Origin of the sequence: Deinococcus aerolatus, from assembly GCF_014647055.1 — a bacterium.
In the GTDB taxonomy this organism is placed as follows: Bacteria; Deinococcota; Deinococci; order Deinococcales; family Deinococcaceae; genus Deinococcus; species Deinococcus aerolatus.
This window is the reverse complement of sequence record NZ_BMOL01000011.1, coordinates 60,516-84,873: the sequence shown is the minus strand read 5'-3', so window position 1 is coordinate 84,873 and position 24,358 is coordinate 60,516. Positions and strand designations below refer to the sequence as shown.

The window sequence follows — 24,358 nt, the reverse complement described above, 5'->3', positions numbered from 1 at the left end:
CCAGCGCTACAGCTGTTCCAGCCAGCTGTGCTGTGGGTCAATGGTTTCCAGCGCCCCACGCAGCCACCCTGCCGCCCCGGATGACAGGGTGGGGCGCACCTGTTCAAAATCCCGCCGGTCCTTGCCGCGCACTTCGCGGTCCCCAGTGGACGCCTTGAACAGCAACGCTGCCTGCGGGGCCAGATACGGCAGGCCAGCGGCAGACCACCGCCGGGCCTCGTCCAGCGGCAGGGTGATGCGCGGGTCCCGGCGGTAGTGCCAGCACCCACCGCCCAGGTCGGTGAGCAGCAGGTCCAGCATCAGCACGTCCGGTAAGCCGGGGTGTCGGGCGTGAATCTGGTGCAGCGGCGGCTGTAGCGGGGCGGTCCAGGGCCGGTAGCAGCCGTCCTGCGGCGCGTCCAGTTGCCAGTCCGCCAGCAGATGCAGCAGCTGCGGCTGGGCCTCCCGCGCCACCGCCACGTCCAGGTCATCGTGGGGGCGGGTGACGCGCCCCAGGTGCAGGTCCAGCGCCACGCCTGCGGCGAACATCCACGGCGCGTCCAGACCGCGCAGCGCCTGCGCCGCAAACTGCGCGGGGGCAAAGCCGACGGTGCGGGCGTGGTGGGCGGTGGCCTCGGCCTGCAGCGCCCCGTCCGCCGCCAGTCGGCCACGTTTCAAGAACACCTGACGGTACCGGCCCGCCGCGTCCCCATCCGCCAGCAGCAGCGCCCGGAGTGCCCCCTGCTGCGCGCGCCACCCGCTGCTGTGATCCGGCAGCACCAGCCGCCAGCCTGCGGGGTGGACGTAAGCTTCGCCCGCTGGAACGTAGCCGAGCGCCCACAAGATGCGGCGCTGTTCCTGGCCCGGAGATTCCGGCAACAGGTCCAGATGAAGTTCAGGAAGGTCCAGGTCTGCCAGGGCAGGCACGCTGCCCGGGCCGCCGACTTGCGCGTGGAAGACCCCTTGCTGCCGTCCTCCGGCCAGATAGTCACCCAGCGCCACTTTCAGCTGCTGAACGGCGGCAATCAGGTCATGCATCGCCCCAGAAGAGCATGGGTAAAGCCCCCGCCACATCCGCTCTTATGCGTAGCGCCCCCAATCTGGCGATACTGACCGCATGACGCTCAAGGCAACCGCTGCTGCCACCGCCCTGCTGCTGGGCGGCCTCGCCGTGGGCCTCGCCGGCTGCGACACGGGGCCGCAGCAGACAGCAGGCACGCAGCCCACCACCCAGACCTCCCCAGCGCAGACGCCCCCAGCGCAGACGGCCCCTGCACCAACGGCACCCGAGCAGCCCGCACCCACACAGACGGCGGCAAACCCCACAGGGGCGGCCTCCACCCCAGGCGGCGACTCCGCCAGCATCGCCCCAGACGCGCTGGGGCTGGAAGCGGGCGCGATGCTGCAATCCGAGCAGAACACCATCGACGTGGTGAGCCGCTTCGAGCCGGGGCTGGTGTACATCAGCACCGAGCAGCAGGTGACGGCGCAGGACCTCTTCGGCATGATGGGCGGCGGGGCGCAGGTGCAGCAGGGCGTGGGCAGCGGCTTTTTTGTCAACGACGCCGGAGACATCCTGACCAACTTTCACGTCGTGGCGGGCGATGGGCGTGGGGCCAGCCGGATCACCGTCCGGCTGATGAACCAGGAAAAGAGCGTGGAGGCAAAAGTCATTGGTCTCGCCCCGCAGTACGATCTGGCGCTGATCCGCGCCGAGGGCCTGGACAAGGCGCTGATCCGGCCCATTCCGCTGGGTGACAGCGACACCCTCAAGGTGGGGCAGAAGGCCATCGCCATGGGCGCTCCCTTTGGTCTGGCCTTCAGCGTGTCGCAGGGCATCGTGAGCAGCACCGCGCGCCAGATTCCCATCGGGTTTTCGGGTACTGGCGAGGGCATCACGCAGAAGGCCATCCAGACCGACGCGGCCATCAATCCCGGCAACTCCGGCGGGCCACTCCTGAACAGCGCGGGCGAGGTGATCGGCATCAACACCCAGATTCTCTCGCCGGCCGGACAGGCCACCGGGGTGGGCCAGAGTGCGGGCGTGGGCTTTGCCATTCCCATCAATGCGGCCAAGAACCTGTTGCCGCGCCTGCAGGCGGCCGACGGCGGCGTGGTCACCCTGCCGCGCATCGGCATCGTGGTGGGGCTGCTGGTCCAGGGACCGCAGGGGGCGCTGCCGGTAGGTCTGGGCCTGCTCAGCAGCCAGGGCAAGCAGCAACTCAAGCTGCCCGACACCGGTCTAGTGGTGGGGCAGGTGCAGCCCGGCACGCCCGCCGCCCGGGCGGGACTGCGGGGCGGCACCAGCGAACAGCAGTTCCGGGGCGGCGTGGTCAGCCTGGGCGGCGACGTGATCACCTCCGCCGATGGCCAGCCGGTGGACGCCCTGGAAGACCTACAGGCCGCACTGATCAACAAGACCCAGGGCGACACCGTGACCCTCACCGTGGTGCGCGGCAGCCAGCAGCGCGAGGTCAAGGTCACGCTGGACGCGGCGGCCTTCGAGTAAGGCGGCCCTCCCCCCGCGGCGGCCTCTGACACACTGTCCCCATGACTGACCTCGCCCCCCACCTCTGGAGCCGGTTGCAGGCAGCAGACCGCGAGTGGCTGCGTTCCCTGGCGCGGCAGGCCGGACCTCATGCCCGCGTGGCGCTGGTGGGCGGCGCGGTGCGAGACGCGTTTCTGGGCCAGACCCCCCTGGATCTGGACGTGGTGGCCGAGGGCGCAAACGTGGAAGCCCTGGCCCGCGCCGCCGGGCTGCCGGTGCTGTTTCATCCGGCCTTCCAGAACGCCACCGTGACCCTGCCGGACGGCCGCGCCACCGATCTGGTGCGTGCCCGCCGTGAGACGTACCCGGTGGCGGGGCGCAATCCTGTGCCGCATCCTGGCACTCTGGAAGATGACCTGTGGCGGCGCGATTTTGCGGCCAACGCCCTGGCGCTGCACATCGGCCCGGACGGCGGGGTCTCGCTGCTGGACCCGGTGGGCGGGCTGGAGGACCTGGCAGCGCGGGTGCTGCGGCCCCTGCACCCGCACTCCCTGCACGAGGACGCCAGCCGGCTGGTGCGTGCAGCGCGGCTGGCGGCGCGGCTGGGCTTCACGGCGGACCCCGAACTGCTGCGGCAGGTGCCAGACGCCCTGGCCGTGGCCGGCGACACGCCCCGCCTGTGGGCCGAACTCAAGCTGCTGCTGTCCGAGGCCCGCCCCGGCGCGGCGGCACGCACGCTGGAGCGGTGGGGGGCGGGGGGGGTGCTGCCCGGCGTGCCGTGGCTGGAAGGGCTGGACAGGCTGCAGGACAACGGGCAACCCGTCTCGCCCCAGCTATACGCCGCCGCCGCCCTGCACGCCTCCGCCGATCCGGCGCAGCTGGGCGCCCGGCTGGGCCTGGGGGACCGCCCCGCCGGGCTGCTGGCCCGCGCCCTCTCGGACACGTATTTCCCGGACGACACGCCGGAGCGGGTGCTGCGCGGCCTGCTGCGCCCCGACGCCCCGGTGCCGCTGACCGGGCGCGACGTGCTGGCGCTGGGCGTGCCGCCGGGCCGCGCGGTGGGCGAGGCGCTCTCGCATCTGGCGCGGCTGCGCCGGGACGGTCAGATCCGCAGCCGGGAGGACGAGCAGGAGGCGCTGCAACAGTACCTGGAAGGAAAAGGTACCTGGGGCGGCTGAACGGCTGCCAGAAACGCCCGTAGAATGCCCCCCATATGCTGCTTAGTCTGCTCACCTCCAACCCTGGCGCGTTCATCATCATCGCGCTGGCGCTGGTGCTGTCCCTCGCCGTTCACGAGTTCGCGCACGCCTACACCGCCGACCGCCTGGGCGACCCCACGCCGCGCCGCTACGGCCGCGTGACCCTCAACCCCATCGCCCATCTGGACCCGGTCGGCACGCTGCTGCTGCTGGTGGCGGGCTTCGGCTTCGCCAAGCCGGTGCCGATCAACCCGGGCAACCTGGGCCGCTGGGGCACCATGTGGGTGGCTGCCGCCGGGCCGATCAGCAACATCGTGATTGCCGTGCTGTGCGCGGTCCTGCTCAAGGTGCTGCCGCCCACCACCCTCACCCTGACCATCCTGCTGACGGTCATGAGCATCAACGTGGTGCTGGCCATCTTCAACCTGATTCCCATTCCGCTGCTGGACGGCAGCCGCATCCTGGGGGCGCTGGTGCCGTCACTGGGGCGCAGCCTGGCGCAGTTCGAGGCCCAGCCTTTCAGCTTCCTGATCGTGATGGGCTTCATCTTCCTGGCCCGCGATCCCATCGGCGGCGTCATCCGCAGCGTGCAGGGCTGGGTGCTGAACGTGGTGGGCGTGTAGCCACCCCCCCCGGCTGCGGCCTGCCCCTTTCCCCTTGCCGGAGAGGGGTGTTTTGCTGCCCAGCCCCCTATTCAGTACTTCTGGCCCTGCGTCACCCGTCCTTCCGGCTCCTGGCCCTGCTGCATGGTCAGCAGGAAATCGCGGGTAAGGCTGGCCCCCCGCGCCACCAGATCGGTGGTGGTGCTGGCGATGTGCGGGGTGATGGTCACGTTTTTCCGCGCCCACAGCGGGTGGTCTTCCGGCAGCGGTTCAGGATCGGTCACGTCCAGCACCGCGCCGCCCAGCCCACCGGAATCCAGTGCGGCCAGCAGATCGTCCATGACGATCAGGTTGCCGCGACCGGCGTTTGCCAACCACGCCCCACGCTTGAGCCGGCCCAGCGTCTCGGCGTTCACGATGCCGCGCGTGTCAGGCGTGCTGGGCAGCAGCAGCACCACCCAGTCGGCGCGGGACAGCAGGCCGTCGCGCTGAAGCTCCGGGGTGGCGCTGCGAATACCGTCCACCTCGGCCCCGAATGGGGTCAGCAGGCCTTCCAAGATACGCCCGATCTGCCCGTAGCCCCAGATCACCACCTTCTGCCCGTCCAGCGTGTGCAGGCCAGAGTCGCGTGGATTTGTTGCCGAGGCCCAGCGGCCCTCCGTCTGGGCGTCGCGGAACTGCGGCAGGCCGCGCAGCGCCGAGAGCATCAGCGCCGCCACATGCACCGCCACCGCGCGGTCATGCAGGCGGTTGGCGTTGTACAGGGCCACCCCCTCCGGCAGATGCGGCTGAACGTGGTCGATCCCGGCGGTCAGGGTCAACACCCATTTCAGGCCCGGCGTCTTCAGCAATTTCTCGCGGGTCTCGCCGCGTGCCAGCCACAGCACCACGCCCTCGGCCCCGTCGGCGGGCACGTGCTCCGGCGAATAGAAGTCGAACTCCACGCCGGGAACGCCGTGTTCATCGTGGCCGGAGAGGGCGTGGAATTCAGGCAGATCGGGCAGCAGAACGCGCATGGCGCCTATTGTGCCGCACCGTCCGGCGGCGGCGGGTCTGAGAGCGCCTGCCACTCTTCACGGGTAATTTCCATATGCACGTCGGTGCGGTGTGCCTGCGGCGTGCGGCCCACCTCGCGGAAGCCGCAGGCGGCAAAGGCCCGCTGGGCGCGACGGTTGTGGGCGAAGGTGGTCAGGCGCACCCGCCTCAGCGGCACCGGACAGCCCGCGAAGGACCATGCCAGCAGCGCCGAGACTGCCTCACGTCCGTAGCCGTGGCCCCACAGCGCGGGAAAGCCGATCATCACGCCCAGCGTGCCGGTGGTGGGCGTCAGCGGCGGCGAGGGACGCAGGTCATACAGCTCGGCGCTGCCGATCAGGGCGCCGCGCTCGTCCAGCACGCCAAACCCCACACGCTCGCCGCCGCGTTCCTCATCCTGCATGACCTTGCGGAACAGCCATTCAGGCAGTTTGATCGGTTTGGCATCGTTCCAGTCCGCCAGCTCGCGGTCCCGGAAAAAGCCGTGCAGGATGTGCCACTCGGCGTGGTCCAGCTCCAGCATCGGCTTGAGGCTAACCCGCCCCCACCCCCCGCCCGCTGCCGGGAGGTCCGGGGAAGCCATGCCGTTCATCATGAACTGAGTTTAGCGTCCGCAATGGACAGCGGTCCCGCCGCCCGGACCACGTCGCGGGTCAGGCGTTCCAGATGAAAGGCGTCACCCTCGGCGCGTTCCACGGCGCGGGTTTCGGGATCGATCACCAGCAGCGCCAGCACCTCTGCGCCCGCATGCCGGATGCTGACCCCGGCATGGCCGTTCAGCGCGGCCTGATCGCCGCTTTGCAGGTGCTGCCACGCCGGGGCCGACGCCTGCAACCCCAGATGCGCAGTGGGCAGACGGTGGCGCGACAGCTCACCCTCCAGCCAGCCCACCGCACCCGGCACACCAGCGATCAGGCCCTGCTCCAGATGCGGCTGGGGCTGGTTGTACCGCACCTCTCCCCCGTCCCGGCGCCGCAGCATGCCGCCCGCCGCCTGCAACAGCGCGTCCCCGGCGGCGATGTCCCACTCGCTGCGCGGCGACATGGTGAAGGTGGCGTCGGCCTCGTCGGCGCTCAGGCGGGCCAGCTTCAGCGCAATGCTGCCGCTGGGCAGCATCCCCGGCAGGTCATGGCGGTTAAGCTCACGTCCGAACTCAGTGTCCGAGACGGCGATGCGCCAGCCTTCTGTGCGGGGGGCACGCGCTACCCTCTGCCCGTTCTTCCAGACCCCCTGCCCCACCACGCCCGCGAACAGCTCGTCGGTGGTGGGCGCATAGACCACGCCCAGCACGGCGGAACCCCCCACCGCCAGACCGATGCTGACGCAGTAGTCCGCCGTGCCCTTGATAAATTCGCTGGTGCCGTCGATGGGATCAATGATCCACACCCGAGGGCACGACAATCTGGCCGCGCCGTCGGTCTCCTCCTCGCTCAGCAGGCCGTCTTGGGGAAACGCCTCTGCCAGCCCGGCCACGATCAGCGCGGACGCCTCGCGGTCGGCCGCCGTCACGGGGTCCTCCACGCTGGTCTTGTGTTGCACGTCGAAGCCGACGGCGCGCCACCGCAGCAGCAACGCGCCCGCCTCGCGTGCCAGCCGGGAGGCCACCTCTCGTTCATGGGCCAGATCATGGGTGGGGGTTGGCAGGGTCATCGGCCCAGAATAGCTGCCGACGGGCACAGGTCACGCAGCACGCACACGCCGCAGGCCGGGTTGCGGGCGCGGCAGGTCTGGCGTCCGTGGCGAATGGCAGAAACGTGAAAGGTGTAGCGGGCCGCCCACTCGCGCGGCAGCACCTCGTCGAACCAGCGTTCCACCTTGACCGCGTTCCAGGCTTCCGGCACCAGTTCCAGCCGCTGCGCGATGCGGTGAATGTGCGTGTCCACCGGCATGGCAGGCCGCACCAGATCAAACAGCAGCACGCAACTGGCGGTTTTCATGCCCACGCCGGGCAGGCTTTCCAGCAGACGCCGCGCCGCCGTGTCATCCAGATCACGCGTTTCCCGCAGCGAGAGGCTGGGGCGCGTCTCGTCCAGTTCTGCCAGCAGCGCGTGGATGTACCCGGCCTTGACCCGCGAGAGGCCGCCACCCGCCGCCTTCAGCACCGCTTCGATGCCGTCCGGACCGTCGGCCAGCGCCCCTTCCCAACGTGGGTAGGCAGTTTTGAGGCCCTGGAATTGCCGCCGTGTGATCGGGGCCGTGTTCTGCTGCGACAGAATGGTCTGAATCAGCCCGTCCAGCGGCTCGGCGGCGCGTCTGGGCTGGGGCGGATCAGGCAGATACTCTTCAGCCAGACGCCGCGCGATTTCCGGCAGGTGGCCCGGCGGCTGTTGCTGGCTCAGCGGGAGCTTGCTGGGCAGCTTCTTCTGGGGCAACGGCGGACGGGCGGTCATGGGGACAGGTTAGAGGTGAGGACGGGTCCGATACCGTAGCCCAGGGCGTGGGCCGGCCGCCTGCCCGCACAGCGCGCAACCAGAGGACCGCAGTTCAAAAAAGCAAACAGTTCAGAAAAGGAAAAAGGGAGGCCTCGCCTCCCCACAACCCACTTCCGCTGCCTAGCCCTTGACGCCGCCGCGCCGCGCCTGCAGGAACTTCAGCACGATCGGAATCACGCTGACCACCAGCACCACGGCCACGATCAGCAGGATGTACTTGTCCAGATCGGGGATCAGCTGACCCAGGTAATACGCCAGGGCAGTCAGGCCCACGCCCCACAGCAGCGCGCCGATCACGTTGTACAGCGTGTACAGCCCAAAGGGCATGCGGCTCACGCCGGCCAGCGTCGGCACCAGCGTCCGCACGATGGGCACGAACCGGGCCAGAATGACGGCCAGCGCCCCGTATTTCAGGAAGAACTTCTCGGCCTCCACCACGTATTCAGGCTTGAAAAAGCGCGAGTCCTGGTTCCGGAACACGGCGGGGCCGAAGCGCTGGCCGATGAAATAGCCGGCGGTGTTGCCCAGAATGGCGCCCACCACCACCGCCGCCATGATGCCCCCCAGATTCAGCTTGCCGCCCGCCGCCAGCAGCCCCGCCGCGATCAGCAGGCTGTCACCCGGCAGGAAAAAGCCCACCAGCAAACCGGTTTCCGCGAAGACAATAAAGAAGATCCCCAGGTAGGAGGCGGACAGGATTGCGTCAATCAGGGATTCCATCTAAGACGACAGGCTATCCGATTCGGGCAAGGGGTGGGTCATCCAAAGGGAGGGGACCTGCGGAGGGCAAACAAAAAATCAGCTCCCGGCCAGGGGAACTGATGGGCCAGATGGCGGACCTCCGCGCAGGCAGGCGGGGCTTTCCCGCTCAGCCCGGCGGGCGGGGCTTGCTGACCCGCTGGCGTCCGGTCATGGCGCGCCCCAGCGTCACCTCGTCGGCGTATTCCAGCGCGCCGCCCACCGGCAGGCCGTAGGCGATGCGGCTGACCGTCGCGCCCAGCGGCTCCAGCAGCCGCTGAAGGTACAGCGCCGTGGCGTCGCCCTCCACGGTGGTGCCCGTCGCCAGGATGACCTCCTGCCCGTCGGTGACACGCGGCAGCAGCGGCTTGATGTGCAGCTGCTCAGGGCCGACACCGTTCATGGGGCTCAGGACGCCGTGCAGCACGTGATACAGCCCCCGGTACTCGCCGCTGCGCTCAATGGCGATCACGTCGCCGGGCTCCTCCACCACGCAGATGATGGCCTGATCGCGCGCCGGATCGCTGCACACGTCGCAGACCTCGGCGTCGGTGATGTTGAAACAGACCGGGCAACTGTGCAGATCACGCTTGGCCGACAGCAGCGATCCGGCCAGCCGCTCGATGTCCTCGCGCGGCTGCTCGAACAGGTAGAAGGCCAGCCGCTGCGCGCTCTTGGGGCCAATGCCCGGCAGGCGCGACAGCTCGCGGATCAGGGCAACCAGGGAGGGCGGGTATTTCACCGGTGACCACCGTCAGTCCCCGGCGCCACACCCCACGGCCCACCGCCCACAACCCGGCTCAAAATCCGGGAATTCCCAGCCCGCGAGTGGCGTCCTGCTGCAGGGCGTCGGCCTGGGCGCTGGCGTCCTGAATGGCCACCAGAATCAGGTCCTCCAGGGCCTCCACGTCGTCCGGGTCCACCGCCTCGGGCTTGATCTTGAGGGCCGTGACCTTGCCGTGGCCGTTCATGGTGACCGTGACCAGACCGCTGGCGCTGCCCTCCACCGATTTGGCGGCCAGGTCTTCCTGAATCCTGGCGGCGGCGCTCTGGGCCTGCTGCATCTGCTTCATCAGTTTCTTCATGTCCATGGTCCGTGCATTCTAGCCGGGACGCCGGCGGGCGAAGGTGGACTGATGCGGCGCGGCGGCGTGGGCCCTGGGATGGCATTTGGGCCCTACCCTGCCTTTGCCGCGCCCCGCACGGCGTATGTTGAAAGGCGATGTTGCTTGACCAGTTGGGACGGCCCCTGCGAGACCTGCGGATCAGCGTGACTGACCGCTGCAACCTGCGCTGTACCTACTGCATGCCCGCCGACATCTTCGGCCCCAGTTACGCCTTCCTGCCCCGCACCGAACTGCTGAGCTTCGAGGAAATCGAACGGCTGGCCCGCACTTTTGTCGGTCTGGGCGTACAGAAGCTGCGCATCACTGGCGGCGAACCCACGCTGCGCCGCGACCTACCGGAGCTGATCTCGCGGCTGGCCCGCATTGACGGCGTGCAGGACATCGCCCTGACCACCAACGGACTGCTGCTGCCGCGTCTGGCGGCGGACCTGCAGGCAGCGGGCCTGAACCGCGTGACGGTCAGCATCGACAGCCTCGATCCCGAGGTCTTCGGGCGCATGAACGGCCTGGGCACCCACCCGCAAAAGGTGCTGGACGGTATCGAGGCCGCGCTGACGGCAGGCCTGGGCGTCAAGATCAACACGGTGGTGCAGCGCGGCGTCAACGAGGACGGGCTGCGGAACCTGTGGCTGGCGCTGCGTGGCCGGGCGGTGCTGCGCTTTATCGAGTTCATGGATGTGGGCAACCACAACGGCTGGAATCTGGACAGCGTGGTGCCGTCGCGTGAGGTGCTGGCCCGCCTGAGCGCCGACGGCACCGGTGCGGAGTTCAGGCCGGTCAGCCCCAACTACGCGGGCGAGGTGGCCGCCCGCCACGTCGGCGCGGACGGCCACGAAATCGGGCTGATTTCCTCAGTGAGTGCGCCGTTCTGCGGCGACTGCTCGCGGGCGCGCGTCTCGGCGGTGGGCGTGCTGTACAGCTGCCTGTTTGCCGGCAGCGGCACGGACCTGCGGGCGCCCCTGCGGGCCGGGGCCGACGACACGGCCATGCACCGCCTGATCGCGGACGTGTGGCGTGCGCGGCAGGACCGCTACAGCGAGGAACGCGGCGAGGTCACGCGGGCGCAGAGGAAAGAGCAGAAAGTCGAGATGTCGCACATCGGCGGTTAGCGTTGGCGGGCCGAAGCACGGGTGTTACCCGCGGCGTTGCGCAGCGCTCGGGCCGGTTTGCCTCTAGAGGCCCGTCTTTCCCTCTACCACGCGGTTCCGCTGATTTTGTGCCGTGCCGCACATCGTTTATTCCCAGCTATTTACCATCCGAACTGGAGGCCTTGACCTCTTTCGGGTGTCCCTCCCGGACGGTCGACTGTCCAGACAACCTTGTGTACCCCGGACACTAACCATAAGATAGGCTCAAGCTCTGGCGCGTGCCTGGAACGGCACGCCTGGAGTGCCTGGGAGGGATGCATGGCGAAGTACCCGCTGATCAAATCAACCTTGAAGGACCGGCTGCTGGGCGGCCACTACGTCGAGGGGCTGCCTCTTCCCAGCGAACCTCAACTGGCCCGTGAATTTGAAGTCTCGCGCATGACCGCCCGGCGCGCCATTGACGAGCTGGAGCGCGAGGGCTACGTGTACCGCGTGCAGGGCGCAGGCACCTTTCCCACCGGCAAACGCTTCCGGCAGGGCACTTTCCGCGTCCGGCCCTTCAAGGAATGGGCGCGTCACCCGGACCACCGCACCACCGTCCTGCGGGCCATGCAGATCGAGGCCACGCCTGAAATCGCCATCGTGCTGCAGATTCAGGCGGGCGATCCGGTGATCTTCGTCCACCGCCTGCGCAACGCCGGGGACGAGGCGCTGGTGATCGAGAAACGCTACGTCAATGCCGCGCTGGCGCCGGGACTGCTGGACCAGAACCTCAGCGCCGAGAGCATCCACGAGACCATGGTCAGCATGGGCGTTCCGATGGCCCGGGTCGAGCAGAACCTGGAGGCCGTCAACCTGCGTCAGGAGGAGGCGGACCTGCTGCGCGTGCCGCTGGGCACCGCCGCCTTCCTGCTGCGCCGCACCACCTACAGCGGCACCCGGCGCGCGAGCTACGTCAACTACTGGGTGCGCGGGGACCGCTACGCCTTCCAGGACACCTTCGAACCGTAAGTCGGGATAAGGGGGCGGCGGAAGGCACCCCCTTCCGGCCGCCTTTTGCTGTTCTGGCGCCTGGCCTGGACCACAAAAAACCGCCCCCGGTCAGGAGGCGGTCTCTTTGCGACCTATTTACAGCACGCTATTTACAGCACGGAGTTCAGGCGGCTTTGTTGTTGTGCGCGCCCTGGGCCGCGTCCACCAGCGCCTTGAAGGCTTCGGGTTCACGGGCGGCGATGTCGGACAGCACCTTGCGGTTCAGGTCGATGCCGGCCAGACGCAGGCCACCGATGAAGGTGGAGTAGTTCATGCCGTGCAGACGTGCGCCGGCGTTGATGCGCTGGATCCACAGGCGGCGGAAGTCGCGCTTCTTGTTGCGGCGATCGCGGTACTCGTAGGTGGCAGCGTTCAGCAGCGTCTGGAAGGCGTTGCGGTACTGCCTGCTGCGCGAGCCCCAGAAGCCCTTGGCGCGCTTCAGCACCTTCTTGTGACGGCGGCGGCGGACGATACCGGTCTTGACGCGGGCCATTATTTGCCTCCCTTATAGGGCAGCGCTTTTTTCATGCGCGCCCACTCGCTCTGGGCCAGCACGAAGCCCTTGCCCTTGCCGCGAATCTCGTCGCCGCTCTTGCCGGTGTTCTGGTGGCGCTTGCCGCTCTTGAACGCCATAACTTTGCCGGTGCCGGTGATCTTGATCCGGCGCACAGCGCTCTTGAGTGTCTTCATCTTGGGCATGGTTGGCCCTCCTGTGTAGTCCGCTCACACCAGCGTCTGCCGGGTTCACGTCTGGGGTTCGGGCCGCCCAGGCTCTGATCCTGCGCCTGTGCCGTTGGTCGCCCTGCCCCACTTGACCAAGAGAAGACTATACGCGAGGTGAAGCGGGCAGGGCAAGAGCCCCACGAAAGGTGGGGGAAGCCATGTACAAACAGGGCAAGTGGAGCAGGGCGTCTCGGGGCTCCAGCTCAGCAGCGTCTGGGCCATTCTCCTCCATGCCGCTGTGGCAGCCCCGGCATCACCGGCACCGTCCGCCTGCCAGACGGGTCACAATGCACCATGGAACTCCTGTCCGGCCTCCTGTCCTCGCTGGGCCTGTCGGGCGCGGCGGGCCTGAACGCCTACGTGCCGCTGCTGCTGGTCGGCCTGCTTTCGCGGACCGGGGTCATGAACCTCAACGAGCCGTTCAATCTGCTGGGCAATCCCTGGGTGCTGCTGGTCATCGGCGTGATCGGTCTGCTGGATTTCGTGGGCGACAAGATTCCCGGCATCGACACCGCGCTGCATCTGCTGGGGGGCGTGGTCAACACGGCGGCAGGCGCAGTTCTGTTTGCCGCGCAGACCGGCGTGGCCGATGTGCCTCCGGCCCTAAGCCTCGCGCTGGGCGTGATCGTGGCGGGCGGGGTGCATGCCACCCGCACGGCGGTTCGCCCCGTCGCCACCGCCACCACGGGCGGGCTGGGCAACCCGGTGGTCAGCACCCTGGAGGACGCAACGAGTCTGCTGATGGCCGTGCTGGCCGTGTTCGTGCCGGTGCTGGCCGTGCTGCTGCTGGCCGTCTTGGTGTTCGTCGGCTACCGCCTGTGGGGCCGCTTGCGGGGCCGACGCCGGGCGCTGTAGCGGCCCAGCCCAAAGGGCAGACCGGGGGGAGGGGTCAGCGGGCCTCTCCTTTTCCTTCTTGTGTCGTCATTCTCGGAAAGGCCACCGGCTGTTGGCCAGAGTCGTGCCGATTGTCCCATGCGGCCCGAACGACTGGCAGCACCTCGACTCGGATTCGCAGGGTGTTCACCTAAATCTAGCCAAATATCCAGATTATCTTTGACAAGTCGCAAGCCTGGCCCTAGGCTTCGGGCATGCAGAGGTGCAAACGCTGCAAATTGCACGCGCAGGGAGGGACGCCATGAAACTGGTCACGGCAGTCATCAGGCCCGAACGGGTTCAGCAGGTCAAGGAAGCGCTGTTTCAGGCAGGCATCAGCGGCATCACGCTCTCCAGGGTCAGCGGTCACGGCGGCGAGCAGGAAATCGTGGAGCACTACCGGGGAAGGCGCGTGATGATCGAGTTCCGCGACAAGGTGGAGATCCGCATCGCGGTCAGCGAACCCTTTGAGCAGGCGGCCATCGAGGCGATCTGCCGGGGCGCACGCACCGGAGAGGTGGGCGACGGCAAGATTTTTGTGCAGCCGCTGGAACGGGTGATCCGCATCCGCACCAGCGAGGAGGGCGACGCCGCCCTGACGCCCGTCACCGAGACACGGTTGACCCCCGCATGAAGTCCAGCTTCCCGAGGAGTGTGCGCCCCATGAACGTCAAATCCCTTCTTCCCCTGACCATAGGCCTGGGCGGCGCGGCACTGGCGCAGGACACGGCCCCCACACTGAATACCGGCGACACTGCCTGGATGCTGGCCTCGGCGGCGCTGGTCCTGCTGATGACGCCGGGACTGGCCCTGTTCTACGGCGGCCTGACCCGCGCCCAGAGCGTGCTGAACACCATGATGATGAGCGTGGTCTCGATTGGGCTGGTCGGCGTGCTGTGGATGCTGGCGGGCTATAGCCTCGCGTTCGGGGAGGGCGGCAATGCCCTGATCGGCTCGCTGGCGAACGTCGGCCTGACCGGCCTGGCCGACGGGCTGACCGGCACCATTCCCAGTTACGTCTTCGCGGCGTTCCAGGCCATGTTCGCCATCATCGCGCTGGCGCTGATCTCGGGCGCGGTGGTGGAGCGCATGCGCTTCGGGGCCTTCATCCTGTTCGGGGCGCTGTGGACCCTGCTGATCTACTCGCCGCTGGCCCACTGGGTCTGGAGCGCCGACGGCTGGCTGTTCAAGGACGGCGCGCTGGACTTTGCGGGCGGCACGGTGATTCACATTGCCGCCGGAATCAGCGCCCTGGTGGCCGCCTTTGTGCTGGGGCCGCGCATCGGCTTTCCGCGCAACGCCCACATGCCGCACAACGTGCCGCTGGTGCTGCTGGGTGCGGGGCTGCTGTGGTTCGGCTGGATGGGTTTCAACGCAGGCAGCGCCCTGGCCGCCAACCAGACCGCCGCACTGGCCTTTCTCAACACGCTGGTCGCCCCCGCCGCGGCCATGCTGACCTGGCTGGGCTTCGAGAACAGCCGGACCGGCAAGCCCACCGCCGTGGGGGCCGCCACCGGACTGGTGGTGGGGCTGGTCGCCATCACCCCCGCCTGCGCCTTCGTCACCCCCTGGGCCGCCGTGATCGTGGGCATGCTGGGCGCCGCCGCCAGCTACGGGGCCGTGCAGTTCAAGCACCGGCTGGGCGCGGACGACTCGCTGGACGTGTTCGCGTGCCACGGCGTTGCCGGGATTGCGGGCGCGCTGCTGACCGGGGCGCTGGCCTGGACCACCGGGCAGGGCAAGCCGGTGCCCGAACAGCTGTTGACCCAGCTGATCAGCGTGGTGGCCTCGCTGGTGTGGGCGGGCGTGGGTTCGTTCCTCCTGCTGAAGCTGGTCAGCGTGGTTATGCCGCTGCGGGTTCCGGCCAGCCAGGAGGTGGGCGGCATGGACATCAGCGCCCACAGCGAGCAGGGCTACGCCGACAGCGAGACGGGCCTGGGCGCCCCGGTGTTCGTGGGCGGGGACTGACCCGCCGCCCACCCCCCATCCGTCCATTTCCCTCCGTTCAGCCCCACCCTTCCAGCCCCATGCCCAGCCAGCCCCGGCCCTGTTCCGGCGGCTGGCTGTTGTCCGGCTCCGGCGGCGAGGGGTGCCTGGAGTGGCCAACCGCGCACCCTGAAGTGGTCCATGGTCCCCCCGCCAGGGACGCTTGCCCCCGTTGGCGTCTGTGAAGCCTGTGTTACGATGCAGGGCGAGTCTGACGCAACTATCACAAGAGGGTCGGGCCGCCGCAATTCTTGGAGTTCACCCCAGATACCTCATCCCCAAAGGATGGGGCTTTTGAAGCGGCTGAACGCTGGGTTTTGCTGGAACGCAGGAAAAGGAGGAGTGAAGTTTTGGACGTCTCAAGTAAGGTCTTAAGTGAACTGGCGCAGCGGGAAGCGGCGCTGGACGCGCAGATCGAAGCGGCGCGCGAGGAAGCCCGGCAGACCGTCGCCGCTGCCGAGGCGCAGGCCGCCGGGATCATGCGGGACGCCGAAGCACAGGCCGCGGCCATGCAGGCCCAGCACGACGAGCAGCTTGCGGCCGAGGTGGCCCGGATTCGTGAAGAATCCGGGGCACAGGCCCGTGAGCAGGCCCAGGGCACGCGTGAGCAGGCCGGCGCCAAGCTGGGTCAGGCGGTCGAAACCATCATGCGGGCGGTGCTGCCGTGATCAACCCGATGCAGCAAGTTGTGATCGCGACGCGCAGCCGCAGCAGCGACGCCGTCATCACGGCCCTGCAAGACGCCGGGGTGCTGCATCTCAAACCCATCACGGGTGGTCCCCTCAGTACCGGCTCGCTGACCGAGGGGGACGCCCAGTCCCGCCGCGAGGACGAGCGGCTGCTGGCGCGTGCCGACAGCACCATCGCCGAGCTGGGCACCTACCGTCCCGCCCCCTCCCCACTGCCGGACCCCGGTCAGTGGGCTGAGGTCGTGGAGGCGGCGGCCGGCCCGGTCTCCCTGCTGGCGCGCAGCCGCCAGGAACTGCAGGCCGACGCCGACGCCGAGCGGGCCTACGGCGAGGCGGTGCGCGCCCTGGCCCGCATGGCCGGACCGCTGGACCGCAGCCGCCGCCTGAGCTTGCTGCCGTTCCTGCTGCAGCCCAGCGACGACGTTGCAGAGCTGGACGCGGCGCTGCGCGAGGCCCTGCCTGAGCGCTATGCCCTGGCCACCGAGACCGTGGGCCAGAACCGGGTGGGCCTGATCGTCACGCTGGGGCGCGAACGCGACGCGGCGCGTGCGGCCCTGGGCAAGGCCCGGCTGGGTGAACTGCGCCTGCCGGGCCGCTTCGACAGCATGCCGCTGGGCGAGGCCGCCGCCGAGATGGAGCGCATCAAGCATGACGGGGACGCGCGGCAGCAACAGCTGCACGCCGAGCGCGACGCGCTGGCCCGGCAGCATGGTCCGGCCCTGTATGCGGTACGTGACGCCCTGAAAGACCGGGTGGCCGTCCATGACGTCCGCGCCGTGTCCGCCCGTGGCAAGTACAGCTTGGTGATGCAGGGCTTCGTGCCGGTGGACCGGGTGCCGGCCCTGACCTCGGCGCTGGGCAACTTCGGCGACGCGGTCAGCTACGAACTGCATCCCGTTGACGAACTGCACGACGAGACGGTGCCGGTGGAGCTGAAGAACAGCAGCTACGCCAGCCGCTTCAGCGTGGTGATGGGGCTGCTCAGCCTGCCCAGGTACGGCACCTTCGATCCCACCAGCGTGATTGCCTTCTTCTTCCCGCTGTTTTTCGGCATCATCATCGCCGACATCGGGTACGGACTGCTGTTCTTGTGGTTCGGCATGTGGCTGCTGGGCAAGGCCCGCCGGGGCGAGGGCTGGGACCTGAGCTTCTTCGGTGCCTTTGTGCCGCCCGCCACCCTCAGCAACCTGGGCTTCGTCGTCAACGTGATGGCCGCGTGGACCATCCTGTGGGGCTTCCTGACCGGCGAGTTCTTCGGCACGCTGCTGGAGCACCTGCACTTCTTCTACATCAACCCCGATCTGCTCAACAACCTGTGGGGCTGGACCGGCGTGCGCTACCTGGAAGAAGAGGGCGTCAAGCACTACGGCCTGATCCCGATCCTGTTCCCGCGCCTGGAGACCAGCTACTTCAGCAACGTTGCGCTCGTCTTCGCGCTGCTCTTCGGCATCCTTCAGGTGCTGTGGGGCTGGGGCATCCGCATCCAGCAGGGCGTCAAGCACCGTGATCCCGTCCATACCTGGGAAGGCATTGCGCTGTTCGGCGGCGTGCTGGCCCTGATCATGCTGGCCTTCGCCACGCAGGCGGGCAAGGACTTCGGCCAGTTCACCAACTTTGCCAACCCGCTGATCATCGTGATGTACATCGGCTTCGCGCTGTTCCTGATCGGCTGGATCCGTGTCATCAAGCAGTACCCGCTGCTGCCCATCGAACTGCTGTCGCAGGGCGGCGCGGTGGTCAGCTACGCCCGTATCTTTGCCGTGGGTCTGGTCAGCGCCATTTTGGCCCGGCTGTCCACCGACCTGGGCTGGAGCCTGTACGAGAACATCGGCGTGCTGGGCATCCTGGTGGGCCTGATCGTGGGCGCGGCGCTGCACTTCTTCGTGCTGGCGCTGACCCTGATCGGCCACATCGTGCAGCCCATCCGTCTTCAGATGGTGGAGTTCCTGAACCCCACCGGCTTCAACACCGACACCAGCCCCGCCTACAATCCTCTTCGCCGCCTTAGCCCGAATGCCGCCGGCAGCGGGCAGGTCAAATAACCTCCAGGAGCTTTGATATGACCAAATACAACAAGATCGTCCTCGCCTCCCTCGTTCTCGCCCTCGCCACCAGCGGTCTGGCACAGACCGAAACGGTCGCCGCCAACAACGACGAGATGTACCGTGGTCTGCGCGCCCTGGGCGCCGGTCTGGCCCTGGGTCTGGGTGCCGTCGGCACCGGCATCGCGCAGGCGCGCATCGGTTCCTCGCTGGTCGGCGCCGTCGCCGAGGACTCCAGCAAGGCCGGCAGCCTGCTGCTGTACTTCCTGATTCCCGAAACGCTGGTTATCTTCGGCTTCCTCGCGCTGTTCATCCTGAACTGATATGGCGCTCGACAAGCTGCTGGAAAACGAGGCCCAGACTGAAATCGAGCGCATCCGCGCCGAGGCCAGGGAACGTGCCGACGCCATCGTCGCCGGGGCCAGAGAACGCGCCGAGGCCCTGGTCTCGGGCCGCGCCCGCGCGCTGGACGTTGCCCGGCAGTCGGGCCTGGTGCGCGCGCGAAGCGCCGCTGACCTGGACAGCAACGCCCAGCGCCTGACGGCCACCGACACCCTGCAGGCGCAGGCCTTTCAGACCGCCGAGCAGTACATCCGCAGTTCGGTCACCGCGCCCGAGTACCCGCAGATCATGATGAAGCTGATCAGCGAGGGCCTGCAGGCCCTGCCGGGCGCCGTGGCGGTGGAAACCCACACGGACGAGCAGGACGCCGCCCGCCGCGCCCTGGATTTCCTGGGCGGCGAGGCCAGCACGGTGGAAGTGCGCGTCAACGACAGCGTGCAGACCGGCGTGCGGTTGATCGGGCCGGACGGCAAGACCAGCATTCAGAACACGCTGGTGGGCCGTCTGGGCCGCGTGCGCGAGGAACTTGCGCCGCAGATCACCCGGCTGCTGGCCGAGTAGGGAGAGCTATGCCCGACGATTACTCGTACATCAATACGCGCGTGCGCGTCATGCGCACCAAGCTGCTGGACGGGCGCGCCCTGGACTCGGCGCTCGCGTCGGGCAGTTACGCCGAATTTCTGCGGGTGCTGACCGAGACCGACCTGGCCCCCAACCTGCGCGAAACCACCGGCGAGGGGGCGGGCCTGGGTGAGCTGGACCGCGCCCTGAGCCGCAACTTCTTCGACACCTCCCAGCGGGTGCTGGGCTTCGCGGACGGCGACGCCAAGCGTGAGATCCAGACCCTGCTGATGAAGTGGGACCTGGTCAACCTCAAGACCGTGGCACGCGGCATTGCCGGGGGCCGGGGCGTCGAGGCCATCCGCAGTGGGCTGATCGAGGGCGGCACCATCAAGCCTGCGGCCCTGCAGACCGCTGCGGCCAGCGCCGATCTGCCCAGCGCCGCCGCCGCCATCGCGGTCAGCGGACACCCGCTGGCCAAGGCCATGCGCGACGGGGCCGCCGCCTACGCGGCCAGCGGACGCCTGCTGGACATGGAAGTCACGCTGGACCAGGGCTATTACCGTTACGCCCTGGGTGTGGCCCGCAACACCAGCCTGCGCCGCTACCTGACCCGCGAGATCGACGTGACCAACGCCCTGATCGCGCGCACGCAGCGCGGCCAGACCCCCGACCCCAGCCTGTTTGTCGCCGGAGGCAGCCTGGACGCCGCCGGCTACGGACGTCTGGCGGGCGGGGACGCGGGCGGCGTCAGCGAGATCGCCGCCATTCTCGAAGCCCCCACGCTGGAAGAGGCGGAGGTGGCCGCGCGCAACACGCTCGACCGCGCCGCCCGCAACAGCGCTGCCGGGGACCCCGAGGGCGTGGGCATCATCCTGGATTTCCTGCGCCGCAAGGAAATCGAGATTGCCAAACTGCGTCTGATCGCACGCGGCAAGTTCTATGACCTGAGCAACGAGCAGATTCGCAAGGAGGTTCAGGCATGACCGGTTCCTCGGGTCTCAAAGCGGGCAACACCCGTCAGGTGGCCGTCCTGAGCGACGCTGAAACGGCCACCGGGTACCGTCTGGCCGGGGTCTTCGTAACCGAGGCGACGCCAGAAACCGCCCAGGCAGCGCTGGAAAAGCTGATCACTGAGGGCAACTACGGCCTGGTGGCGGTGGACACCGGTTTGATCGCCGATCCGCTGGCCTCCACCGCCCGCGTCATGCGGGGCCGTGATCTGCCGATCCTGCTGCCCATTCCCAGCCTGAAAGACGCCTTCTCGCCCGACACCGTGGACGCCAAGGCGTACATGGGCAAGCTGGTGCGAGAAACCATCGGCTTCGATATCAAGCTGTAACCAGTCTCTGGGGTCAAACCGTCTAACGGCCAGACGGCACAAAGCACAAATGCCGCCCTGTTCCGCTTCTAGACTGTTTGACCTCTCGACTTTTTAGACCTCTCTCAAGGAGCTTTATGACCCAGAACAAGAGTGGCGTCGTGCAGAGCATCGCCGGACCTGCGGTGATCGCGGACGGCATGTACGGCGCGAAGATGTACGACATCGTGCGAGTGGGCACGGAACGGCTGGTGGGCGAGATCATCCGCCTGGACGGCAACACCGCCTTCGTGCAGGTGTACGAGGATACCTCCGGTCTGACCGTGGGCGAGCCGGTGGAAACCACTAACCTGCCGCTGTCGGTGGAACTGGGGCCAGGGATGCTCAACGGCATCTACGACGGCATCCAGCGCCCGCTGGACAAGATCCGCGAGCTGTCGGGCGACTTTATCGCGCGCGGCATCGAGGTCTCCAGCCTGGACCGCACCCGCAAGTGGAGCTTTACCCCCAGCGTTCAGGCGGGCGATGAAGTGATCGGCAGCTCGATCCTGGGCACCGTGCCGGAGTTCGCCTTTACCCACAAGATCCTGACCCCGCCCGACAAGAGCGGCCGGATCAGGAACATCGTGGCTGCCGGCGAGTACACCATCGATGACACCATCGCCACGCTGGAAGACGGCACTGAACTGCGTCTGGCCCACTACTGGCCCGTGCGCGCCCCGCGTCCTGTCGCCAAGAAGCTCGATCCCAGCCTGCCCTTCCTGACTGGGATGCGCATTCTGGACGTGCTGTTCCCGCTGGTGATGGGCGGCGCGGCGGCGATTCCCGGCCCCTTCGGATCGGGCAAGACCGTGACCCAGCAGTCGGTGGCCAAGTACGGCAACGCCGACATCGTGGTGTACGTGGGCTGCGGCGAGCGCGGCAACGAGATGACCGACGTGCTGGTGGAATTCCCCGAACTGGAAGACCCCAAGACCGGCAACCCCCTGATGCAGCGCACCATCCTGATCGCCAACACCTCCAACATGCCGGTGGCGGCGCGTGAGGCGTCGGTGTACACCGGCATCACCCTGGCCGAGTACTTCCGCGACCAGGGCTACAGCGTGTCGCTGATGGCCGACAGCACCAGCCGTTGGGCCGAGGCGCTGCGCGAGATCAGCTCCCGACTGGAAGAAATGCCCGCAGAAGAAGGCTACCCGCCCTACCTGGGCGCGAAGCTGGCGGCGTTCTACGAGCGTGCCGGGGCCGTCAAGACCCTGGGCGGCGAGGACGGCGCGGTCAGCGTGATCGGGGCCGTCTCTCCTGCCGGCGGCGACATGTCCGAACCCGTCACCCAGGCCACGCTGCGCATCACCGGCGCGTTCTGGCGTCTGGACGCGGGTCTGGCCCGCCGCCGTCACTTCCCGGCGATCAACTGGAACGGCTCGTACAGCCTGTTCACGCCGATTCTGGACGGCTGGTACCGCCAGAACGTCGGACAGGACTTTCCTGAACTGCGCCAGCGCATCCAGAACATCTTGCAGGAAGAGGCCGCGCTTCAGGAAGTGGTGCAGCTCGTCGGTCCCGACGCCCTGCAGGACAACGAGCGGCTGATCATCGAGGCCGGGCGCATGCTGCGTCAGGACTTCTTGCAGCAGAACGGGTTCGATGCCGTGGACGCCTCGTCCTCGATGCCCAAGAACTACGGCCTGATGAAGATGTTCCTGAAGTTCTACGAGGAAGCCGACTCGGCCCTCAAGAACGGCGCCACCATCGACGACATCATCCAGAACCCGGTGATCGAGAAGCTGGCCCGCGCCCGCTACGTCGCCGAGGATGAATTCATGAGCTACGGCGAGGGCGTCATGGACGAACTCGACCAGACCTTCAAGGGAGTAACCGCATGACCCTTCTCCAGAAGGAATACAACGACGTCGCCTACATCTCCGGGCCGCTGCTGTTCGTGAATGCCGCCTCGGACCTGGCCTACGGCGCCATCGTCAACATCAAGGACGGTACCGGCAAGCTGCGCGGCGGTCAGGTCATTAGCGTGACCGACCAGAATGCCGTGATTCAGGTGTTCGAGGAAACGCGCGGCCTGGACCTGGCCACCGCCTCGGTGAGCCTGGTGGAAGACGTGGCCCGCCTGGGCGTCAGCAAGGAAATGATCGGCCGCCGTTTCGACGGCCTGGGCCGCCCCATCGACGGGCTGCCCGCCGTGGTGGCCGAGAAGCGCCTCTCGATCAACGGGCAGGCGATGAACCCCACCGCCCGCGCCAAGCCCGAGGAATTCATCCAGACCGGGATCTCCACCATCGACGTGAACACCAGCCTGATCCGTGGACAGAAGCTGCCGATCTTCTCGGGCAGCGGCTTGCCGCACAACGAGCTGGCCGCCCAGATCGCGCGTCAGGCGAAGGTGCCGGGCCACGAGGGCGACTTCGCAGTGGTCTTCGCGGCAATGGGTCTGACCCAGCGCGAGGTATCCTTCTTCACCCAGGAGTTCGAGCGCACCGGGGCGCTGGCCCGCAGCGTGCTGTTCCTGAACCGCGCCGACGATCCGGCCGTGGAACGTCTGCTGACCCCGCGCATGGCGCTCACCACCGCCGAGTACCTGGCCTTCGAGCACGGCTACCATGTGCTGGTGATCCTGACGGATTTGACCAACTACTGCGAGGCGCTGCGTGAAATCGGCGGGGCGCGCGAGGAAATCCCCGGACGCCGTGGGTTCCCCGGCTACATGTACACCGATCTTGCGTCGCTGTACGAACGCGCCGGCGTGGTGCAGGGCAAGCCCGGCTCGGTCACGCAGATTCCGATTCTGTCCATGCCCGACGACGATATTACCCACCCCATTCCCGACCTGACCGGCTACATCACCGAAGGCCAGATCGTGGTGGACCGCACCCTGAACGCCAAGGGCGTGTTCCCGCCGATCAACCCGCTGCCCAGCCTGAGCCGCCTGCAGGGCAACGGCATCGGCAAGGGCAAGACCCGCGCCGACCACAAGAACGTGTCTGATCAGCTGTTTGCGGCCTACGCCAACGGGCTGGACCTGCGTAAGCTGGTTGCCATCACTGGTGAAGACGCGCTGACCGACACCGACAAGCTGTACCTGCGCTTCGCCGACGATTTCGAGCAGTACTTCATCGGCCAGGGCGACCAGGACCGCAGCATCGACGACAGCCTGACCGTGGCCTGGGGCATCCTGTCCAAGCTGCCGCAGAGCCAGCTGACCCGCCTGAGCAAGGACTCGATCGACAAGTTCTACGGCGAGAAGATGGACGAGATGTGGCGCGGCGGCCGCAACATGAGCATGTAAACCGGCCCCACCGTCTAACGGTCACACCGTCAAGCGGCCCAGCGCGGCGAGACGGTGTGACCTGTAGACGGTGAGCCCTTCACCGACAGAGGAGGTGAACACACATGGCAGGACAGATCAGCCCCACCCGCAGCGCGATGCTGGCCAGCAAGGCCAGCCTCAAGACCGCGCAGAGCGGCGCGGACCTCCTGAAGCGCAAGCGCGACGCCCTGATCGGCGAGTTCTTCGCGCTGGTCAAGGACGCGCTGGCCGCCCGCGAGGAACTTTCCGGCGTCAGCAAGGGCGCGTACACCAGCCTGTTCGGCGCGAAAGCCTGGGACACCCCGGAAGCCGTCGAGAGCCTGAGCCTGGCCGGCAGCGGCGACTACTCCATCAACATGCAGATTGACAACCTGTACGGCGTGAAAGTGCCGCGCATTGAGCTGCCCGAGCGCGACACGACCACGGCATTCAGCCCGATCAACGTGGGCGCCCGCACCATCCAGGCCGCCACCGATTTCGGCGGCGTGATGGACGGCATCGTCAAGGTGGCCGCCACCGAGACCAAGCTGCGCCGGATTGGCGAGGAGATCAAGAAGACCTCGCGCCGCGTGAACGCGCTGGAGCAGGTCCTGATTCCCGGCATTCAGGACGACATCCGCTTTATCCGCAGCGTGCTGGACCAGCGCGAACGCGAGGCCAGCTTCACCCTCAAGAAGATCAAGGCCAAGCTGGAAGCCGACGCCGAGCGCGAACGCGAGAACATGCAGGCCGGGAATCGCGGCTCCGCCGCCGGCTGAATCCTGGTGTCATGCCAAGCC

General features: G+C 67.8%; 27 protein-coding genes. 17 read left to right on the top strand and 10 right to left on the bottom strand.

The features are described from left to right. Positions 1–6 precede the first annotated feature (6 nt). The gene (locus tag IEY31_RS12290) at positions 7–1,017 is read right to left on the bottom strand and encodes a nucleotidyltransferase domain-containing protein (RefSeq protein ID WP_188972388.1); all 1,011 of its coding nucleotides are present in this window, start codon (positions 1,015–1,017) and stop codon (positions 7–9) included. Positions 1,018–1,096: 79 nt separating this feature from the next. Between IEY31_RS12290 and IEY31_RS12285 the strand changes: the two genes are divergently transcribed. Genes IEY31_RS12285 through IEY31_RS12275 form a run of 3 tightly spaced genes read left to right on the top strand, consistent with a single transcriptional unit; the run spans position 1,097 to position 4,289 of the window. Further along, the gene (locus tag IEY31_RS12285; RefSeq protein ID WP_188972386.1) at positions 1,097–2,488 is read left to right on the top strand and encodes a S1C family serine protease; all 1,392 of its coding nucleotides are present in this window, start codon (positions 1,097–1,099) and stop codon (positions 2,486–2,488) included. Positions 2,489–2,529: 41 nt separating this feature from the next. Continuing rightward, positions 2,530–3,645, top strand: coding sequence for a CCA tRNA nucleotidyltransferase (locus tag IEY31_RS12280; RefSeq protein WP_188972383.1), 1,116 nt, complete (start codon positions 2,530–2,532; stop codon positions 3,643–3,645). Between the two features lie 35 nt (positions 3,646–3,680). After that, entirely contained in the window at positions 3,681–4,289 is a 609-nt protein-coding gene (locus tag IEY31_RS12275; protein ID WP_188972381.1) for a site-2 protease family protein, read from the top strand. A gap of 71 nt (positions 4,290–4,360) precedes the next feature. Here IEY31_RS12275 and IEY31_RS12270 read toward each other — a convergent pair whose 3' ends face one another. From IEY31_RS12270 to IEY31_RS12240, 7 genes are all read right to left on the bottom strand, one after another. Further along, positions 4,361–5,284 (bottom strand): NAD(P)-dependent oxidoreductase, encoded by a 924-nt coding sequence (locus tag IEY31_RS12270; protein WP_188972379.1) that lies wholly within the window; start codon positions 5,282–5,284, stop codon positions 4,361–4,363. A 5-nt stretch (positions 5,285–5,289) separates the two neighbouring features. Then, positions 5,290–5,898, bottom strand: a complete 609-nt coding sequence (locus tag IEY31_RS12265) for a GNAT family N-acetyltransferase (RefSeq protein WP_229723560.1) — start codon at positions 5,896–5,898, stop codon at positions 5,290–5,292. Next, on the bottom strand, positions 5,895–6,953 hold the full coding sequence (locus tag IEY31_RS12260; RefSeq protein WP_188972377.1) for a 3'(2'),5'-bisphosphate nucleotidase CysQ family protein: 1,059 nt from the start codon (positions 6,951–6,953) through the stop codon (positions 5,895–5,897). Before IEY31_RS12260 ends, IEY31_RS12265 begins: the two co-directional genes overlap by 4 nt. Then, the gene (locus IEY31_RS12255; protein ID WP_188972375.1) at positions 6,950–7,693 is read right to left on the bottom strand and encodes an endonuclease III domain-containing protein; all 744 of its coding nucleotides are present in this window, start codon (positions 7,691–7,693) and stop codon (positions 6,950–6,952) included. The genes IEY31_RS12260 and IEY31_RS12255 overlap by 4 nt, the downstream gene beginning before the upstream one ends. A gap of 162 nt (positions 7,694–7,855) precedes the next feature. Next, on the bottom strand, positions 7,856–8,455 hold the full coding sequence (locus tag IEY31_RS12250; protein WP_188972373.1) for a DedA family protein: 600 nt from the start codon (positions 8,453–8,455) through the stop codon (positions 7,856–7,858). Positions 8,456–8,603: 148 nt separating this feature from the next. Continuing rightward, a complete protein-coding gene (gene recR, locus IEY31_RS12245; protein WP_188972371.1) occupies positions 8,604–9,215 on the bottom strand; it encodes a recombination mediator RecR in 612 nt (203 codons plus the stop codon). A gap of 58 nt (positions 9,216–9,273) precedes the next feature. Continuing rightward, on the bottom strand, positions 9,274–9,564 hold the full coding sequence (locus IEY31_RS12240) for a YbaB/EbfC family nucleoid-associated protein (RefSeq protein WP_188972369.1): 291 nt from the start codon (positions 9,562–9,564) through the stop codon (positions 9,274–9,276). Between the two features lie 131 nt (positions 9,565–9,695). Here IEY31_RS12240 and moaA point away from each other — a divergent pair, with 131 nt between their 5' ends. Continuing rightward, positions 9,696–10,709 (top strand): GTP 3',8-cyclase MoaA, encoded by a 1,014-nt coding sequence (gene moaA / locus IEY31_RS12235; RefSeq protein WP_188972367.1) that lies wholly within the window; start codon positions 9,696–9,698, stop codon positions 10,707–10,709. A 297-nt stretch (positions 10,710–11,006) separates the two neighbouring features. Beyond that, positions 11,007–11,699 carry a GntR family transcriptional regulator gene (locus IEY31_RS12230; protein ID WP_188972365.1) on the top strand — a complete coding sequence of 231 codons (693 nt, stop codon included), beginning with the start codon at positions 11,007–11,009 and terminating at the stop codon, positions 11,697–11,699. A 145-nt stretch (positions 11,700–11,844) separates the two neighbouring features. Here the strand turns inward: IEY31_RS12230 and rplT are convergent, their stop codons facing one another. Continuing rightward, complete coding sequence (gene rplT, locus IEY31_RS12225) at positions 11,845–12,213, bottom strand: 50S ribosomal protein L20 (RefSeq protein ID WP_188972363.1); 369 nt, start codon at positions 12,211–12,213, stop codon at positions 11,845–11,847. Further along, positions 12,213–12,419 carry a 50S ribosomal protein L35 gene (gene rpmI, locus IEY31_RS12220; protein WP_188972361.1) on the bottom strand — a complete coding sequence of 69 codons (207 nt, stop codon included), beginning with the start codon at positions 12,417–12,419 and terminating at the stop codon, positions 12,213–12,215. Before rpmI ends, rplT begins: the two co-directional genes overlap by 1 nt. Before the next feature lie 318 nt (positions 12,420–12,737). On the opposite strand from rpmI, the gene IEY31_RS12215 reads away from it, so the two are divergent. The 12 genes from IEY31_RS12215 (at position 12,738) to IEY31_RS12160 (ending at position 24,337) form a co-directional block, all read left to right on the top strand. Next, a complete protein-coding gene (locus IEY31_RS12215) occupies positions 12,738–13,298 on the top strand; it encodes a DUF4126 domain-containing protein (protein WP_188972359.1) in 561 nt (186 codons plus the stop codon). Between the two features lie 280 nt (positions 13,299–13,578). Then, positions 13,579–13,950, top strand: a complete 372-nt coding sequence (locus IEY31_RS12210) for a P-II family nitrogen regulator (RefSeq protein WP_188972357.1) — start codon at positions 13,579–13,581, stop codon at positions 13,948–13,950. Positions 13,951–13,979: 29 nt separating this feature from the next. Then, a complete protein-coding gene (locus IEY31_RS12205; protein ID WP_188972356.1) occupies positions 13,980–15,284 on the top strand; it encodes an ammonium transporter in 1,305 nt (434 codons plus the stop codon). Between the two features lie 368 nt (positions 15,285–15,652). Next, positions 15,653–15,970, top strand: coding sequence for a V-type ATPase subunit subunit G family protein (locus IEY31_RS12200; protein WP_188972354.1), 318 nt, complete (start codon positions 15,653–15,655; stop codon positions 15,968–15,970). After that, complete coding sequence (locus IEY31_RS12195; RefSeq protein WP_188972352.1) at positions 15,967–18,033, top strand: V-type ATP synthase subunit I; 2,067 nt, start codon at positions 15,967–15,969, stop codon at positions 18,031–18,033. Before IEY31_RS12200 ends, IEY31_RS12195 begins: the two co-directional genes overlap by 4 nt. Before the next feature lie 17 nt (positions 18,034–18,050). Continuing rightward, positions 18,051–18,356, top strand: coding sequence for a V-type ATP synthase subunit K (locus IEY31_RS12190; protein WP_188972350.1), 306 nt, complete (start codon positions 18,051–18,053; stop codon positions 18,354–18,356). Between the two features lies 1 nt (position 18,357). Beyond that, positions 18,358–18,936, top strand: a complete 579-nt coding sequence (locus tag IEY31_RS12185; protein ID WP_188972348.1) for a V-type ATP synthase subunit E — start codon at positions 18,358–18,360, stop codon at positions 18,934–18,936. A gap of 8 nt (positions 18,937–18,944) precedes the next feature. Next, positions 18,945–19,922 carry a V0D/AC39 family V-type ATPase subunit gene (locus IEY31_RS12180; protein WP_188972346.1) on the top strand — a complete coding sequence of 326 codons (978 nt, stop codon included), beginning with the start codon at positions 18,945–18,947 and terminating at the stop codon, positions 19,920–19,922. Continuing rightward, positions 19,919–20,278 (top strand): V-type ATP synthase subunit F, encoded by a 360-nt coding sequence (locus IEY31_RS12175; RefSeq protein WP_308424328.1) that lies wholly within the window; start codon positions 19,919–19,921, stop codon positions 20,276–20,278. Before IEY31_RS12180 ends, IEY31_RS12175 begins: the two co-directional genes overlap by 4 nt. 116 nt (positions 20,279–20,394) lie before the next feature. Beyond that, positions 20,395–22,143: a V-type ATP synthase subunit A gene (locus IEY31_RS12170; protein WP_188972344.1), complete on the top strand. Its 1,749-nt coding sequence runs from the start codon at positions 20,395–20,397 to the stop codon at positions 22,141–22,143. Continuing rightward, positions 22,140–23,558, top strand: coding sequence for a V-type ATP synthase subunit B (locus IEY31_RS12165; protein WP_188972341.1), 1,419 nt, complete (start codon positions 22,140–22,142; stop codon positions 23,556–23,558). Before IEY31_RS12170 ends, IEY31_RS12165 begins: the two co-directional genes overlap by 4 nt. 104 nt (positions 23,559–23,662) lie before the next feature. Next, positions 23,663–24,337 (top strand): V-type ATP synthase subunit D, encoded by a 675-nt coding sequence (locus IEY31_RS12160; protein WP_188972339.1) that lies wholly within the window; start codon positions 23,663–23,665, stop codon positions 24,335–24,337. The last annotated feature ends 21 nt before the right edge of the window (positions 24,338–24,358 follow it).